General features: G+C 29.1%; 20 protein-coding genes. All 20 read left to right on the top strand.

All coding sequences use genetic code 11. From position 1 onward, the window contains the following. Nucleotides 1-35: 35 nt before the first annotated feature. The 20 genes from OXH55_RS19540 to OXH55_RS19445 all read left to right on the top strand — a co-directional run bounded on the left by OXH55_RS19540 (nt 36) and on the right by OXH55_RS19445 (nt 17,380). Complete coding sequence (locus tag OXH55_RS19540) at nt 36-371, top strand: hypothetical protein (protein WP_268051838.1); 336 nt, start codon at nt 36-38, stop codon at nt 369-371. A 58-nt stretch (nt 372-429) separates the two neighbouring features. Next, nucleotides 430-1,737: a phage portal protein gene (locus OXH55_RS19535; RefSeq protein ID WP_268051837.1), complete on the top strand. Its 1,308-nt coding sequence runs from the start codon at nt 430-432 to the stop codon at nt 1,735-1,737. Between the two features lie 770 nt (nt 1,738-2,507). Then, nucleotides 2,508-3,074, top strand: coding sequence for a site-specific integrase (locus tag OXH55_RS19530; RefSeq protein ID WP_268051836.1), 567 nt, complete (start codon nt 2,508-2,510; stop codon nt 3,072-3,074). Between the two features lie 58 nt (nt 3,075-3,132). Beyond that, entirely contained in the window at nt 3,133-3,336 is a 204-nt protein-coding gene (locus OXH55_RS19525; protein ID WP_268051835.1) for a hypothetical protein, read from the top strand. A 39-nt stretch (nt 3,337-3,375) separates the two neighbouring features. Next, nucleotides 3,376-3,723 carry a hypothetical protein gene (locus OXH55_RS19520; RefSeq protein ID WP_268051834.1) on the top strand — a complete coding sequence of 116 codons (348 nt, stop codon included), beginning with the start codon at nt 3,376-3,378 and terminating at the stop codon, nt 3,721-3,723. Nucleotides 3,724-3,778: 55 nt separating this feature from the next. Further along, nucleotides 3,779-4,387 carry a DUF2971 domain-containing protein gene (locus OXH55_RS19515; RefSeq protein WP_268051833.1) on the top strand — a complete coding sequence of 203 codons (609 nt, stop codon included), beginning with the start codon at nt 3,779-3,781 and terminating at the stop codon, nt 4,385-4,387. A gap of 104 nt (nt 4,388-4,491) precedes the next feature. Further along, the gene (locus OXH55_RS19510; RefSeq protein ID WP_268051832.1) at nt 4,492-5,406 is read left to right on the top strand and encodes a hypothetical protein; all 915 of its coding nucleotides are present in this window, start codon (nt 4,492-4,494) and stop codon (nt 5,404-5,406) included. A 225-nt stretch (nt 5,407-5,631) separates the two neighbouring features. Then, the gene (locus OXH55_RS19505) at nt 5,632-6,387 is read left to right on the top strand and encodes a ParA family protein (protein ID WP_268051831.1); all 756 of its coding nucleotides are present in this window, start codon (nt 5,632-5,634) and stop codon (nt 6,385-6,387) included. Nucleotides 6,388-6,459: 72 nt separating this feature from the next. Further along, nucleotides 6,460-6,765, top strand: coding sequence for a CopG family transcriptional regulator (locus tag OXH55_RS19500; RefSeq protein ID WP_268051830.1), 306 nt, complete (start codon nt 6,460-6,462; stop codon nt 6,763-6,765). Between the two features lie 141 nt (nt 6,766-6,906). Continuing rightward, nucleotides 6,907-7,254: a type II toxin-antitoxin system RelE/ParE family toxin gene (locus OXH55_RS19495; RefSeq protein WP_268051829.1), complete on the top strand. Its 348-nt coding sequence runs from the start codon at nt 6,907-6,909 to the stop codon at nt 7,252-7,254. 129 nt (nt 7,255-7,383) lie between these two features. Beyond that, complete coding sequence (locus OXH55_RS19490; protein WP_268051828.1) at nt 7,384-7,698, top strand: helix-turn-helix domain-containing protein; 315 nt, start codon at nt 7,384-7,386, stop codon at nt 7,696-7,698. 382 nt (nt 7,699-8,080) lie between these two features. Next, nucleotides 8,081-9,394 (top strand): helix-turn-helix transcriptional regulator, encoded by a 1,314-nt coding sequence (locus OXH55_RS19485; RefSeq protein ID WP_268051827.1) that lies wholly within the window; start codon nt 8,081-8,083, stop codon nt 9,392-9,394. A 144-nt stretch (nt 9,395-9,538) separates the two neighbouring features. Beyond that, nucleotides 9,539-9,958, top strand: coding sequence for a hypothetical protein (locus OXH55_RS19480; protein ID WP_268051826.1), 420 nt, complete (start codon nt 9,539-9,541; stop codon nt 9,956-9,958). A gap of 2,127 nt (nt 9,959-12,085) precedes the next feature. Next, complete coding sequence (locus OXH55_RS19475) at nt 12,086-12,484, top strand: hypothetical protein (RefSeq protein WP_268051825.1); 399 nt, start codon at nt 12,086-12,088, stop codon at nt 12,482-12,484. Between the two features lie 40 nt (nt 12,485-12,524). Beyond that, nucleotides 12,525-13,406: an SU10 major capsid protein gene (locus tag OXH55_RS19470; RefSeq protein WP_268051824.1), complete on the top strand. Its 882-nt coding sequence runs from the start codon at nt 12,525-12,527 to the stop codon at nt 13,404-13,406. Between the two features lie 80 nt (nt 13,407-13,486). After that, nucleotides 13,487-13,681 (top strand): helix-turn-helix domain-containing protein, encoded by a 195-nt coding sequence (locus OXH55_RS19465; protein WP_268051823.1) that lies wholly within the window; start codon nt 13,487-13,489, stop codon nt 13,679-13,681. Between the two features lie 25 nt (nt 13,682-13,706). Beyond that, nucleotides 13,707-13,892 carry a hypothetical protein gene (locus tag OXH55_RS19460; protein ID WP_268051822.1) on the top strand — a complete coding sequence of 62 codons (186 nt, stop codon included), beginning with the start codon at nt 13,707-13,709 and terminating at the stop codon, nt 13,890-13,892. A gap of 38 nt (nt 13,893-13,930) precedes the next feature. Next, a complete protein-coding gene (locus OXH55_RS19455) occupies nt 13,931-15,133 on the top strand; it encodes a helix-turn-helix domain-containing protein (RefSeq protein WP_268051821.1) in 1,203 nt (400 codons plus the stop codon). A gap of 200 nt (nt 15,134-15,333) precedes the next feature. Beyond that, nucleotides 15,334-15,753, top strand: a complete 420-nt coding sequence (locus OXH55_RS19450; protein WP_268051820.1) for a hypothetical protein — start codon at nt 15,334-15,336, stop codon at nt 15,751-15,753. Nucleotides 15,754-15,763: 10 nt separating this feature from the next. Then, nucleotides 15,764-17,380 carry a terminase large subunit gene (locus tag OXH55_RS19445; protein WP_268051819.1) on the top strand — a complete coding sequence of 539 codons (1,617 nt, stop codon included), beginning with the start codon at nt 15,764-15,766 and terminating at the stop codon, nt 17,378-17,380. Nucleotides 17,381-17,546 lie beyond the last annotated feature (166 nt).

Raw genomic sequence — 17,546 nt, 5'->3', positions numbered from 1 at the left:
GTAGAAAAAAATATAAGACTTCAGGAGGGAAACAAATGGAAAAAGAAAATTTTAGTAAAGAAATATTAGAAAGATTAGAGCAAATCAAGACTTCAAAAAATGAAATTCTTACAGAAAGACAAAAAAAATTAGAAGAATTAAAAAAAGAAGTAGGGGCAAAATATGCATCAGCTATGTATTTTGGAAGATTGGCTTCTAAATTTAATTATACAACAGATATAGAGTTGAAGGAAAAATGCGAAAATGAGTATAGAGTTTCTTATAGCGAATATGTAAATAAAAAGGCTGAAATAGAAGAGGAATTTAAAGTATTACAAAATCAAATAGAAACTGTAAATGAAATGATAGAAGAATATAAAAATGAAATTTAAAGAAGAGAAAGAGCCAAAAGGCTCTTTTTTATTTATCTAAAAATAGGAGGTTAAAGAGATGAATTTACAAGAATACATAAGAGTATACTATGACAGTGCTTCAGAGTGGTTTGTTGATGAAGTAGAGAAGTATAATCATAGAAAAAGGATTGATAATATATTTAATATTAAAGCATATTTAAATGGTAAACATGCAATTAAGAGCAGACCCGACGAGACTTATAATGGAAGAACCTTTAAGACTAGAAAGATAGTTTTGCAGTATGTAAAGCCTATTTTATCATTTGAAACAAGTTTTTTACTTAATAGACCTGTGACGCTTACTGCAACTGATAAGGATACATTGAAGACCTTTAAAGACATGTATTCTAAGAGTAAATACAATGATTTAGATTTTAAGATACTTGATAAGTTGGTAAAGTATGGTCAAGTCTTTGAGTACATATATTTAGATGATAACAAGCAGATAAGAAGCAAATTAATCAATGTTGAAGATAGTTACCCAGTGTTTTCTGACTCGGGTGACTATATTGCTTTTATAGAGCATTACACAATTGCTACAAGTGGGATAAGCTACTATAAAGTATTTACTCCAAATATGGTTGCTACATATGATAACTATGGAGGAGATGGATTAAGGAAGACAGGGGAATATATTAATTTGAGTGGATTACCTATCATGTATAAGACCGATAATGAAGAAGACTCAACACAAGGCAGGAGCGACATTGAGGACTATATAGATATATTGGATAATATGGAAGACCTCATAAGCAAATATATGGACTCTTTTTATAAATTCCTTAATCCTATTCCTACAGTTACAGGAACTAAATTGAATATTGGGAAGAATGGTGAAGGTGCAGTAAATCCAGCTACAGTTGGGCATGTGCTTCAGTTAGATGATGGTAGTTCATTTGATTTAGTAACAAATAAGATGGACTATCAATCTTTAAAAGAACTATATGGAATGTTAAAGCAATCATTGCTTGATGTTAGTATGACACCTGCTGTTAGTTTAAATAATACTGACATATCTAATTTATCAGAAGTAAGTATAAAGTTATTATTTAGCTTAGCACAGATTAAAGGGAGTATTAACAGTAAGTACATGAAGGAAGGCTTCAACAATAGATGGGAAAAGATGAAGAGATTAATGCAGTTAAAGGGTGTTACGGTTAGTGGTAATATTGATTGTAACTTTGAGATGAATGTACCACAGAATGAGAAAGAAATCATTGAGAATTTAAAGGAATTGAGAGAAATGAACGCTATTTCATTAGACTCTCTATTGAGCCAAACGCCTTATATATATGACGTTGAAGGAGAGAAAGAAAGAATACAAGGAGAGCAAAAGGCAGTATAATAATATTATTCATTATATTATTATGATTTACTAGTTTACGATGTAGGGTTATAAAGTGGTATTAAATGTATATGATTTATAGTATTATTTATAGTATTATTATAAAGTGGTATCATGTATTGAATGAGTATTTAGAATGTACAATACTATTATATAATGAGGTTATGAGGTAAAGTTAAAAGGTTGATTATATAATAGTTTTGGTGTGATGTGTTTATCAATGAAAAACATGTGCATAAATACAAATATTTGCCATTAATTATGATTAATAAACATGATATAATGATATTAAAATATTTCAAGAGTCAACCATAAAATAATAGAAAACATTATAATTAATGTAAAAATAAGGAAGTAAGTCAATTTACATAAAAGTAAATAAATTACAGCAAGTAAAAGTGATTTAGTGTAACACAATGTATTTTTGTTACACTGAGAATGGCTTATTTACTAGGGTTTGAGGGTGTTGGATTGAAAATAACTCATTTCCAATGATTTTTGAGTGATTTTGAAGTGTTTTTTTACAAGAAATTACATAAAATGAACAAAAACAGGGGTTTAAAATGGTAATTCAATTACCAATTCCAATACCCCTGTTTTCTTATTTTTAGCTTTAGTAAACTCAAAATTTTGTCCGTAAAAAATTTTCGAAAAACGGCTTCCCTGATAAAATTAGTGTAACATATTGGTTTACACGTAACACTAATGATGCTATAATGAGTGTAACATATTAAATATATGAATACATAAGATTAAAAGGAAGTGTGATTATGAATAAAGTATACCCAATCAAATCAAAGAAGATGATTAAGGCAATGAAAGAGGACTTACTTGAGCATAATGGAATGAAGGGTTACATGATGATGGTACTGCAATTAAATTTAGGGCTTAGAATTTCAGATGTTATTACATTAAAAGTAATGGATTTATTAGATAAGAAGCATTTAAGGATTAAGGAGCAGAAAACAGGTAAAACAAAAGATTTTCTTATCAATAGTCAGCTACAAAAAGAAATTAAAAAATATGTAAAAGAAGCAGAGTTAAAAGACAATGATTATTTATTCCAGAGCCGTCAGAAAAACAGTGAAGGAATTAAAAAGAATATTTCTAGAGTCCAGGCATACAGAATATTAAAAGCAAGTGCTGACCGTTTAGGTATAGAAAATTTTGGAACTCATAGTATTAGAAAAACTTTCGGATACTTTTATTACCAAAAGACAAATGATTTAACAAAGTTAATGAAAATATTTAACCATTCAGCACCGAGTGTAACGGCTAAATACATAGGAATAGAGCAGGAAGAACTTGATGAAAGTTTGGAAGATTTTTTTCTGTAGGATTATCAAATGTGATAGTCCTTTTTATGTTATAAAACAATACAAAAGGAGAGGTTTTATGAAAGATTTTAGTAACTATTATGAAGATGAAACAAGAAGAAGAAAAGAAGCACAAGAAGAAGCAATAAGAAGGCAAAGACATTTACAGGACATTGCAGAAGGTAAGGAAGATACACAAGGTGTTGTACTTGAAAAAGATAAAAAAATTTCAGAACTTGAAAAAGAAATAATTGAATTGAAGAAAAGGTTACTAATTATTTAGTAGTCTTTTTTATTTTTTATAAAGAAAGGAGCAATACAAATGACAAACTTAGAGCGTTTAAAAATGGCAGTTGAAGGGATTAACTTGAATGATGAGAAGCTTAATATATATTTACTAGAGAATGATTTAAAAGCTTCAGAAGCTTATGAAGCTTCATCAAGCACAAATAAGAAGCAAATATATAAAACTGCTTTAGGAATATTGGAGGATATAGCGAACAATCCTCAATTAATGAAAAGTTATAAAACAGATGATATTACAATCTCACAGTTCTCGGAGAACTTACAAAATAGAATAGCAGCATTAGAGCGTAAAATTAGAATGATAGCAGATGATGACAATGTTTATAATGATGGTGCTTCATTTATCTATATGTTTTCAGAGTAATTTGTTATAATTAGTATTAGTGGATAAATAAGTAATAATGAGAGGGGATTACTATATGGGATATACTTTAAAAAAATGGGTGGAAAGAGTTAGAAATAGAACGGATATGAGTGCTTATGTAACCCATTTAACTAGGGAACAAGATGGAAGAAAATCGATACAAAACTTAATCAAAATATTGGAAGAAAGAAAAATTATAGGAAGTAATAATAAAGGTTTTATATGTGGAGAGAATAGAGCAACATGTTTTCAGGACGTACCTATGTATAGTTTGGGACAGAATACATTACATGAACAGGAAAATAGAAAAGAATTAGGGGGAAAAGTTAGATATAAACTAATGGGCTTAGCATTTGATAAAAGATATGTATACATGAGAGGTGGACGTCCTGTTATATATGAAAATTCTAATATTGCTAAGAAATTTATAGATAAGGAAGAATGGTGGAGAATAGTTTCTTTTGATTTAAGTGATAAGGAAAATATTATTGACTGGACACATGAGAGAGAATGGCGTGTAAAAGGTGATTTTGAATTTGAATTAAAAAATACTTATGTAATTTTAGTTAATCATAAAATGTATAGGCAATTTATGGAGTTAGCAAGTGAAGAAATTAAAAATGAGATTAAAGGAATAATAGTGTTACAGCCTGTTCTCACATAACTAAAAATTTATAATAATATTTTTTATGGCTTGTAGGTATTTACTTACAGGTCTTTTTATTTTGGTTTTATATGTTTGAATAGTAGAAAAGGAAGGTGCAAAAGATGAATTTATTTAAGTATACGGTAAACAATGACTTTGATTTTATAATGGAGCAGGTAGGAAGAGAAGTTAAAATAAATAGTGATAAGGTTACGGCTATAATTCAAAATATCAGCTTGAACAATAGCAATAAACACGATACAAAAAGCATAATGACAAAGGCAGAGTTGAGAACAGGTGATTTAGTTGAATACAATAGTTTCAAGTGGTTGATTGTCAATGACATTAATGATAAAAGGTATGACCATTACAATAAATCTAAAATGCGTAAATGTCCTTTTGTAATCAAATTCAATTTCAAAGGTGATATTGTTGAAGTTCCTGCAATAGTAGGGGTAGGGATGCAAGGGGTGGAGGACGGAAAGGTTATGACACTTCCAAAAGGTTTTTTAAAGGTTACAATGCAGGATAATGAGGACACTGCAAGGATTAAAGAGGATTTAAGATTTATTACAATGGGTTATGTTTGGAAAGTTGTATCATGTACCAAAGAGGATAAAGGGCTTTTATATGTTTATGCTGAAAAGGATTTAGTTACTCACAATGATGACTTAGAGAATGAAATTGCTGACAAATGGAAGCATGAAGAACAGGAAAGTAATGATACAGGGGATACACATACAACAGAGCAACAAATAGAAGTTATTATAAAGGGTGATAGTAAGCTTTATGAGTATGATGAAAACATCTATGAAGCTAAATTGTTAAAGAATGATGTTGAGCAGATTGCACAATTTGACTTCACTATTGATTACAATGGCTGTGATGAAAGAATTGCTAAATTAGAAGTAATTAGTGATACAGAATGTAAGCTAATTGCAAATGAAGATATGATTTATGGTACAATACAATTAATTGCAGTTGATACAAGTGATAATAATAACAAATGTATACAAGAGATTAAAGTTGTTGGTTAATTATAAAAAACAATTAATGTTATAATGTGATAGTATAAACTAGTATGATTAAATGAATTTGAAATAAATACATCATACTAGTTTATTATACTATGAGATGATGTTAATTAATTATACTATGAATTAATACTGTGTTACAATTGACAATGAAGTTGAAATATTATACAATGGTATTAACAAATAAGGTTTAGTATGATATTAAGATAACAAAAGGGGGTTGAATATGTGGCTCATATAATAAGTTGTATCAACGTCAAAGGTGGCGTAGGAAAGACAATGAGTGCTATTAACTTAGCAGGACAAATAGCAAAACAAAAGCACAAAGTCCTTTTGATAGATAATGATAGTCAAAGTAGTTTGACACAAATTTTAGACGTAAATAACACATACACAATGTATGATTTATATGATAATAATAGGGTTATATTTGACGATTGTATTGTACAGTATAATGAGTATATTTATGTAGTTCCTAATACAATTGAAAGTGCGATATTGGAAAGTCAGTTATATAAGAAAAGGAATAGGGAGAGCATTTTAAAAGAAAAATATGAGAAGTTTGAAAATGATTTTGATTTTATAATAATTGATAATTCGCCATTCTTGGGAATTATGGTTCAAAACTCTCTTGTGATGAGTGATTACTACATAGAGATTATTGATAATAGTCCGTCAGCTTTACAAGGGCTAAATATGGTTAGTAGAGTTATAAATGAGTTGGAAGAGAATGAATTAATAGAAGGATTAAAACTATTAGGAATATTGAGAAATAGGTTTGAGAAAAGAACTTTATTTAGTAAGCAATTTATAGAAGTAGTTGATGAAGAATTAAATGAAAAAGTATTTGATACAATTATATATGATAGTGTGAAATATAAAGAAGCTACTGCTATGCATAAGACTATTCAAGAGTACAGTAAAAAGCACTCTAAGCCTTATAAAGACTTATATTATGAAATGTTAGAGCGTATTGACAAATGATATGATAATATCATGTCAAACATTATAAGAACATACTAACAATTAATACATATATAAAGGGAGGATATAACATTGGCTAATAATACAAAAAACAATTTAAAAGAAAATATTAAAGGTAATATCAATGCTAAGAAGGAAGATGCAAAAGCAGGTGAAAACATTAAAACTAATAATGAGGTTACAAATAATCAACCTGCTTTCAAAATAGCAAAAAAACAAGATGAAAAGACAGGAAAGAAGGCATTTAACGTATATGTGCATCCTGACACGTTAAAAAATCTAGATAAATTAAGTAAGCAAACAAAGAAAAGTAGAAATGAAGTAGTAAATGAGATGATTGAGTTTTGTTTGAATAGTTTTGAAATAACAGAAGAATAATCTAAGAGCAGGGATTTCCTGCTTTTTTTATATATTTAGAAATAGTTTAAATTTTTGTTGAGTATACAACAGATTTGTTGTATACTTATAGTAAGATTTACAACAAATTTGATGTATACAAAGATTAAAAAGGGGAAGACTATGAATGTATTTCATTACGAAACAAACGGTGGTAAGGATTTAATAACAGAATATCTTGATAAGCTACCACCAAAAGAAGCTTCAGAAGGATTTAAAATTTTAGAACTTTTAGAAGACGAGGGAGTAATAGCATTAGAAGAGTTAAATACTAGGCAACTTAGGAAAAAGTTATGGGAGATAAAATTTAACTATAAAGACAGATTTATGTATGTAGTTGCAGACGCTGACGATATGTATATTCTTCATGTTTGTAAGAAACAAAAAGGTAAAGCAGAACAATTTGAAATTAATAAAGCAATAAAGAGAGCAAAAGAATTAGGAAGAGAATTGGAAAAAAAATTTGTTTAAGGATTTTGAAAAAAAATTTGGAATGGAAAAAAATACAGTTTAAAAGATTTTAGGGTGAAAAATTTTTAGAGTGGAAAAAAATTACAGTTTAAAAGATTTTAGGGTGAAAAATTTTTGGGAGTGGAAAATATGCCTTTTAAAAAAGTAAGTATTAAAGAAGAAGTGGAAAAGCGTATTGAAAAAAGTGAGGAGTTTAAAAAAGCTTATTTGCAAGTAGAAGAAGAATTTGAACTTATAAAACAAGCAATCAAAATGAGAAAAGAAATGGGAAAATCTCAAACTGAAGTAGCAGAGGAAGCAGGTATGTCCCAACAAATGGTTTCTAGGATAGAGAAGGTAGGAAATTCTCCGACATTAAGAAATTTTTTAAGATACCTTGATGGTATGGACTTACAGATAAAAATAGAAAAAAAAAGCATTAATGAAAGAGAATGTGCAGTATAAAGCCTTGCATTAGCAGGGCTTTATATTTTTCTTACAATTAATTTAAATAAAGTGTGTGAAATCAATGGCTATACTGAAATATTATGGCAAATAAAAACATTGATTTTCATAGGAATTAATAATACAATAGAATAAAATTGAAAGAAAATTTATGAAAATAACAGAGAATTTATTATAAAGCAAAAAAAGAAATAAGAGTTCTCCCCGACCAAAGTTTGAACTCTTATTTACCCAAAGGACTAAATCCTTATATTCACTTAAATTATACACTAATGATATTATAAATATACTTAGAAGTCAATATTATTAGTGTGTAATTTAAAATGTAATATATAGGATTTAGTCCCTGCAATTGCTTTATGCATATTGGAGGGCTTTTTACATGTTAGCAGTAAAGTCAGAATTACAAATTAAACAATTTGATGATAGAGAAATAAAAGACATTATAGAAGCATTAAAATTTATGCTAGATGATTGTAATAAGGACGGGTACATAAGAATATTAAACAATCAAAATAACTACGGTAATGAGGTTAATACTTATAAGAATTACAGGGTTAAAGACTTATTGAATGTTATTAAATTGAAGAAGATACTCAATAGTGGAGCGATTGAACCCATTGATTTGTACTATAGTGTAAATACATATCAAACTAGAAAAGAAGCGACAGAGGATAATATAAAGCAGTTGGTCAATGTTCTCATTGATATTGATTATAAGAAGTCACTTTATAAGCATTTAAGCCCTTCCAAATTTGTTGAGATGTTAGAGTATGAAGTGTTTGCTCAAACTATTCCTACACCTTCGGCTACGGTTTTTACAGGGAATAATGTTCATGTAATTTATAAGCTTAAATATAGTGTTAATGCTACACATAAAGCTAAAACATTGGCAAAGAGAGTACAGAAGCATATAACAAGTCAATTAAAGGAATTTAAGGCAGATAGAAGCGTTAATTTGACGACATTAACAAGATTTATACATACCCAAAATTCTAAGAATATGGGAGAAGTAAGTATAAAAACATATAAAAATATAAGCTATGAGTTAAGAGAATTACAAGAATGGCTGCCATCTCTTCCGAGTTGGTATGAGGATTGGAAAAATAAAAAGAAAAATAAAGATAGTAATAAGAAAGCTAGAGTTACAAGACTTCACAATGAATATACGCTATTAAAAGCAAGAGTAGAAGACCTAGAAAAGTTGCAAGAATTGAGAAGTTACAAATGTTATGGACATAGGGAAGTTATGTGTTATCTATATAGAAATTTTGTAATTCAAGTTGAAGCAAATGCAGAGATAGCAGAAGAAAGAATGTTAGATTTCAATAGCAAGTTTGAAAGACCCTTGAAGTCTAATAGGATAGAAAGTAAAACTAGAGTAGTAGAGCAGAGGACATATAAATATAAAAATGACACGCTTATTGCTTTGTTAGATATTACAGAAGAAGAAGAAAGAGAATTAAAAGTTACTATAAGCAAGGCAGAGAAGGGCAGAAGGAATAACGAAAGAACTAAAGAAGCAAATAAAGCTAAGAGAAGGAACTCAAATGGATTAACTAAGAGAGAGAAGGAGAAACAGGAGAAAATGAAACAAATAAAAGAGTTAATAGAGAAAGAATATAAAAATGCTGAGATAGCTGAAATAATGGGGATTTCAATACGTCAGGTACAGAGGTTGAAAAAGGAACTTTAGGGGTGACATGAAACGTTGTTCTTGTATGGGAATATACAAAGTATATTCATGGTGGAATTTTTCAGCCTCCTTGACGGTTTCTTTATAGATGTGTTTCAAGAGATATTAGTGAAGAAGAGCATTAAAGTTATTGGAGGGTTTACTATGGGAAGAAACTTATTAAAAGTTGTTAATTTTGCATCAGAAGAACCAAATCAACCAACAGGATTTGAGTTGGAGATAATTGAAAAAAATTCTATAGAAATAGATAGTGATTTTATTAATAATTTCAAGAATTTAACGATTGAGCAATTATTAAAAGAAAATGTGGAGTTAGAATTACAAGGTGGAGATATACAAAAGCTTAATATGAGAATTAAAGGTGAAGATGAAGTACAAACATTTGACTATAAAAAGTCCAACTTTAAAGAAAATGTTGCATTGGGAAAATATAAAAATTTTAATACATTATCAGCAGAAGAACGGAAAGAAATGATTAAGGGTGAAGTGAAAGAAAGATTAACTCAAAAAGTTATAGCAAGGAATACAGGCACAACTCAATCAACTATATCACGAAATGCGTAAAAATGGCTTATAATACGCATAAAAGATTTGAGACAGGTAGTTACTACCCTTAGTAATAAAAACTCAATACAAGCTATTTTAGAGCAATTTAAGGCTATGCAAGTAAAAAAGCATAGCTTATTTATTAATGTAAAGTAAAATTTGTTTACTATTGTAAAGAATAAAACTAAGTGATATTATTAAAATATATACTACAAAATGGCGTATATATCGATATTTACAGTGAAAAACTGGAACAGTCCTAGGAAAACTATTCCAGTTAAAATATGTTGCATTGTATAGATTATTTTTTAAAAGTCAGTTTAAATAGCTTGTCAGTTTTGACTATTTGAAAAAATAATCCATCACCTTTAGATGTGTCTACCCCAATAGACTCATCTTTTACTTTTTTGCTTTTGACTTCACGTATTCCAATCAAAATGCTAATTAAAGTGACAGAAATACTTAGTAATGATAACACGTTCTTAACTCTCCCCCTTCCAATCAGTGACTATATCTTTATTATAATATCAAAAATACTAAAACTCGAATTTTTTTACAATTTTTCGTGACTCAACCAATTGAAACCTTGTATCCAAGCCATAAAAAATTTTTCAGTGGTGACAAAAGACACCTTTTTTGTATGAGTTTTAATTATATAATACTATTATACAGTATAAAAATAAAAGGTCGATTTTTAAATTTATTTTTTGCGTTTTTTAATACTCTAATCAGTTGACAGCAATACCTTGAACATATTGAAAAAATCTTTACTGCTGTCTATAGACAACACTTTAAAAATAAAGTCGACTTTTGCTACAATTAGTGTACGTTTTATGTTTATGATATGAAATCAAGATTTAAATTGAATACAGAGAAGAATATACGGCTTCAGATGGACGTATAACGCACAAAATGAGTTGTGGGAGGGTAATTGCATTACTAAACAGCAAAGTGGCTTAGAATGGCTTATATGGGCTTTAAGATAGATGTGGCTAAATACATAAGTAAATACAATTAATTTAAATCAAATGAAAAAAAATGTACACAAAAGTGGGTTTGAAAAGTATACTATTATAATGAGTGGTAAGGTTTTTAAGTTTTGGTCAAAAAAAGTCTACAAAACACATAAAAAATTTTATACTATTATAATGTAAGAGGAGTAAGGGCAAAAAAATGTCCACAAAACATGTACTTTTTTTTATACTATTATAATGAGTGTAGATAGGTTTAAAAGGATTAATTTGAACACCCGACAAAAAATGTCCACAAAACACGCATTTTATTTTATACTATTATAATGAGAGATAGTTTACGTCAAAAAAAGTATAGAAAAGTAACTTTTAAAAGTATACTATTATAATGAGAGATAGTTTTGTGCCAAAAAATGTACACAAAAATGGGTTTTAAAACTATACTATTATAATGTAAGGGGCATATAGTGTCGCCTTATTTCTTAATGATGAATATTTTTACCCTATACATATAAAGAGAAAGAGTCCTAGAGCCTAAAGGCTTTGGGGCTTTTTTTATTTACAATTAATTTAAATTTTTAAATGTAATAGGGTGAAATATTATAAATTTAATTCTTTACTTTAATGAAAATAATTTTTCATTAAAGCCAAATTAATGAGTAATTTTTGTTAGTTTTGATGTGAGTTCAAGTCTCACTTCCTCCAAATTAAGAAAAAACTAACTGTAGCAAAGGTCAAAGACCTGCAAAATAGAAGGGCTTAGAATAGCCTTTCTTTTTGTTTGCTAAAATTACAATACTATCATATGATAGTGGAAAGTAGTATATAATCAGGTATAAAAATTGATATTATGAATAAATACAATAATGTAGTTAAATTAATTATATTAAATAATAATATTAAGTTGCAGTATGAAGTATTAATATTTTAAATAGTATAAAATATAATTAAACAAACTAATACATCATACTATGTTTTCATACTATAACTTAAACTAATTTGTGAAATTGGTTAAAACATTAAAGTTAAACATAACATAAAAATATGTAAAAAGGAGAAGGGTAAAAATGGTTAAGACAATTTTAAAGAGTATTAAAGAGCAACAAGAAACTTTATCTAAAATGATTGATGAGTTGATATAAATAAGAAGAAAAAGAAAGGGGAGTTCATAGAGATGGATTTAACAAAAGAGCAGTATACAAAAGAAGAAGTACAAGAAATTTTAAACGGTGTTAATGCACAAGTTACAACACTAACGGCAGATTTAGCAACGGCACATGAACAGGCTAAAGAGTTGGATAACCTAAAGAAAGATAATCTTAACAATTCTATTAAATTAGAGATGGCAAAGGCAGGATTAAGTGAAGATTTATTTGACTTAGTTCAATCAGAAAATATTGATTTAGCTACAGTTAAAATTAATAAATTGAAGGAAATTCAAAAGGAAAATATTATTGATAATAGTTACAAACCTGAAGGACATAAAGGTGGGGCTGACAGTTATTCTGTAGCTGAAAAAGATGGGAATGTTGAAGGAATGTTAAAGTCAAAATTAAGTAAGATTTTTGGATAAAAAATAATAAATCAAAAGAAGAAAAAGGAGCGAGTTTTTTATGATAAAAACAAATAATTTAAATGATAACAGAATAGATTTAAGCAAAGAGTTAGTAATGTTAGACAATGTGAACTTACCATTTACCTCATTGCTACTAAGAAAAGGAACGGACAAGTGTGGAGATATTATAACATCATGGCAGTATGAAACATTAGACAGTTCAAGGGGTACTTCAAAAGAAGGAGCAGATATTACAGACTTCCAAACATCTGATAGAAGTACAGGTGACAAGAATATTTGTCAGATAATCAGAAAAGCAGTTTCAGTTAGTGGAACGGCAGGAGCAATACAACTTAATAATATATCTGACCTGTTCACTCATGAGTTGCAGAATAGAATGTTAGAAGCTAAAAGAGATTTAGAATACTATCTAATTAACGGAAAGTATCAAGAGGAAACGGCTGATAAGGCTAGAGAGATGAAGGGATTACTTGAGTTCATCAAGGACGAAAATAAATTAAGTGGACAAACAATAACAAAATCAGATTTGAATGAAATAGCAAAGAAGATGCAAAAGGCAGGTACTGCAAGTCAAAACTTAATATTACTATGTGATTATAATACCATGGATTTAATTCAAGATTTATATGACGACAAGATACGTTACATAGGGGTCACAAATGAATTTGGTTGCCCTGTGTTAAAGATTAATATGACATATGCAAGTGCAATAGTATACCTATGTGATAGTTTACCTGTTAATACCATGGCATTAGTAAACTTAGATTACTTAAAGATGGCTGAATTAAGACCTTTAATGTATGAAGACCTTGCAAAGACAGGAGATAGCAGGAAAGGATTTATTTGCATGGAGAACACTTTGAAGGTGCTTCACCCTGATTTTGCAGTTCAATTTACATTAGAAGAAACACAAGGATAATTGAGAGATAGTGGGGGATTTAATTCCCTCATTTTTTTATTTTTTGATTTAAAAATTTCAATGAAAAGGAGAAGAGCAACATGATTGATATAAAGCTTAATGAGCGTGAAAGTTACACACTATGGAGAAGGAAAAACAAAGTTACACTTTCAGAGATAAGTGAATATGTAGGGTGTACGGCTTCATTATTAAGCCAATGGGAACGTGGGCTTTGTGAAATATCTGAAGAGAAGATAAGAAAATACAATGAATTTATAAAAGCATTTGATAAATAGTTAAAGCAGGAGGGCAAACAATATCATGACTAACAAACAAAGTAAATATAGGTATATATACAATCAGCAACAGGCAGGAGAGTATTTAAAGCAGGGTTGCAATCTTATAGCAATAGGGAGACATGAGAAAACAGGAAATAAGTATTATATGTTTCTTAAAAACAACAAATTATTTAAAGCTGAAAACGCTTGGAGCAGTAACAAACAATAAGCAGTTAAAAAATAAATTATTTGAGGAGATTAAATTATATGAACAAAAGAATTAATGAAATGAATTATGATGAAGTACAAGCAGATTATTTTACAAAGATACCTAACAGGTATGTTAGACATGATATAGGTGATACTTATGCAAATACATATAGTAATACATGTAGTGATAAAGTAACAGCAATTACTCACATTCTCACTAAGAATATGAACATTAGGGGTTATATAATGATTACCATTGATATGATAATGCAAGAATTAGGTTACAAGGAAGCTAAAAGAAGAAAAGTGGAAGCAGTAAACCCAATAAAAGAAACATTGTCAAAAATGATTGATGAAGGCATTTTTGAATTTGATGAAGACATTAGTAAATTCAAAAGGAAAGATACCATTTTGATTAAAAAGCATGAGTTTTTAAAAATGAATGATGAAAGCTATGCTTTTGTTGAAATTAAAGATTTTGAATTTGAAAGAATAATGAGCGTTAGAAATGAAGATAACTGCAAACTATTAACACTATTTGCTAGTATAAAAAGTCGAATATACAACGGTGATAGTGTAGTTAATGCACATGGTTGTTTTCCTTCAATCAAAGTATTATCAAGGGATACAGGATTGAATGAAAAGACAATAGAAAAATACATAGATATATTACAGGAGATTGATTTAATCAGATATGAGAACGCAGGGGATAGGTTATATCCAAATGGAGAATATAAAAAATCCTCTAACAACTATGTTCTATGTAGAGCAGGTTGTGAAGAAGCTTTAAAAGAAAGTATAAAATATTTAAGAAAAAAAGAGATGGAAAAAGGCGTTGTTTTTGTAGGAAAAGAAATTCAAGCAACTGCAAATGAGAAAAGAAAACTAACTTGCTTGATTAATTCTTTAGAAAGTGAAGAGAAGTTAAGTAAAAGAGAAGAAAATAAATTAAGAAAGCTTAAAGAGCAACGTGAAAAGATGAATGAAGTTAGAAAATATATTGAGGATACGGCTGAAGAACATAAAAGGGTAAATGATGAGTCTATAGTAATAACTAATCCTAATGAAGCAAGATGGAAAGTATATGAGGACAGGGAAAAAGGAAATTATGCTGATATTGCATTTGATGAAGAATTATCAGAAGGCAAAATTAATGAAGATGGTAATTTGATTAAAACAGATACTGAAGCTAATGAAGAAAAAAGTGTAATGAAATTAATTATTGAAAAGAAAATGAGTGTTAAAGAGATATTTGGATAAATGGCTTGGTTAAGCAGTGTGGAGCATATGAGGTATAAAAATACCCGATTTTATTTTAGTTTTCAGAATACCAGGTATAAAAATACCCAAGAATGGGGTGTAAATAAATAGATACATATGAAATAGAGTAGACAAATAACCTTAGCCCTTTTAAAAACGGTGTTTTAAAAGGGGCTGAATACTAATGAGGAGGATAAAGAATGAGAGTAGAAAATGTATATTCAAGGATTTGGAGAGAGTTGGGAAAAAAGCAAATGAGGTATTATTACTTCCTTTGGAAGAATGGTCTTTCTAACAGTAGAACAGATTTTACACAGTATTCTCAAGAAGAGTTTATTAATAAATATTGTGATAGCAGCAAGATTAAATTTAAAAATTTAGAAATGTGGGAAACATCAGAGCAGTATCAAAGATTACAGAATGAATTGCTTCAATCAAGAATTAATTCAGACATTAATAGAATATATGATGTTGTAGTAGAAAAAGCTTTAAAAGGTGATGAAAAGGCAGTTAAGACATTATTACTAATAAAAAAGGAATTGGACGCAACTCCTAAGAAAAAACAGGTACAAGCACCAAAACAGGAGCAGGAGGAAGATATAGAATTTGATTTAAATTAGAGGTGAATTTATGGCACGAATGACAAAGGAGCAGAAGCTACAGAAGATAAAAAAGGATTGCAGGTTATGGGCTAAGAATATGACTAAAATTCTCAATGTTGATAATGAATTAGTACCTTTCAGCTTTAACAATGAACAAAATGAGATGTTAGAAGCATTGAAGGAAAATAAGTATATATGTTGCTTAAAATCAAGGCAATTAGGCATTTCAGAGTTCTCATTGAATTACATACTTTGGAATATATGCAATATAGATAATATAACATGTGTAGTGTGCAGTTACGAAGACACTGCACTTAATTTAGTTATGGAGAAATTAAAGCGTCAATTCTATTCTATCCCCGATAAGTATAGGCTAAAGGTTACTAGGGATAATGATAAATTACTGAAGCTTGAGAACGGTTCTTCAATAGTCGGTAAAATTGCAGGAAATAAGGACATTTTGAGGGGTACAACTGCACAAGTAATATTATTTACAGAGTATGGAATTTGGGACTCTGAAACGCAGGAGAATGGACTTACTGCTTTAGAACCTGCACTAAGTAAAAATAAGGATAGTAGAATTATTATAGAAAGCACTGCAAAGCATGGTACAACAGATTATTTCTATAAGTTAAGCATGAACGCACTGAAGGGAAGAAGTAAATATAAGCTAGTATTCTTTCCTTGGTATCAAAACAAAGAACTGTATAAGGAAGAGTATGAGGAAGCAGAGCAGTGGTACAAATCTGAAAATCATGGTGAGCGATTACATGAGAGTGATTTGGATAAATATGAATTAGATTTATATAAAAAGGGAGCAATATTAAAACAGTTGATGTGGAGAAGATGGAAGCTATTAGACATGTCCTTAATTAAGTTTCAAAATGAGCATTGTGCAATTCCCGAGGAAGCATTTGCAGGTAATTCAGCAGACAATGTATTTGACCAAACTATAATATTAGAGAGACTTAATCATATCAATTCAAACAATTTAAAACACCTAAGCTATAAAGAAGTTAATAACATGAAGCCTTTACCCGATATTCTGAAAAGATATTACGGTAAAGGCTTTTATATTTACAAAGAAATTAAAGCAAACGAAGTATATTTTGCAGGTTGTGACACTGCAATGGGACTTGGAGGGAATAGAGATAGTCAAGCTATTAATATTTTGGACTCTAGTGGGGAGCAAGTTGCAGTATTTAATAGGAACGATATTCCTATCTATAAGTTTGCTAAAATTTGCTATGAATTAGGGCATTACTTTAACTATATGATGTATTTAGTTGAGGTTAATACTAACGGTGGAACAGGTGCTGACCTTGTACATAGGTTACGCAAAGAGATGGGATATTTACAGGTACTGAAGACTAAAAGATTTGATAAAATCACAGGAAAATCAAAGTTTACATATGGTTGGACTTCAACTGAAGGAACAAAAGCGAAATTAATTTCCAATCTTAAAGAATATTTTGAGGAAGGTTTGATACTTGTAAATGATACGGAAACATTGAACGAACTCAATATATATGTAGAGAAGAACGGCAAGATGGGTAATACCAAAGGCACTAATAATCATGACGACTTAGTTATTAGTTTAGCCTTGGCAGTTGAGTGTATGAAGCAAAACAAAAGTTATATTTAGAAAAAATAGGAGAATTTTGCGAAATAGTGTATAATTTAGGTAGAAAAAAATATAAGACTTCAGGAGGGAAACAAATGGAAAAAGAAAATTTTAGTAAAGAAATATTAGAAAGATTAGAGCAAATCAAGACTTCAAAAAATGAAATTCTTACAGAAAGACAAAAAAA

Origin of the sequence: Clostridium ganghwense (assembly GCF_026735165.1) — a bacterium.
GTDB lineage: Bacteria > Bacillota > Clostridia > Clostridiales > Clostridiaceae > Clostridium_H > Clostridium_H ganghwense.
Note: the sequence above shows the minus strand (reverse complement) of the source record. Positions and strands in the feature narration are given on the sequence as shown.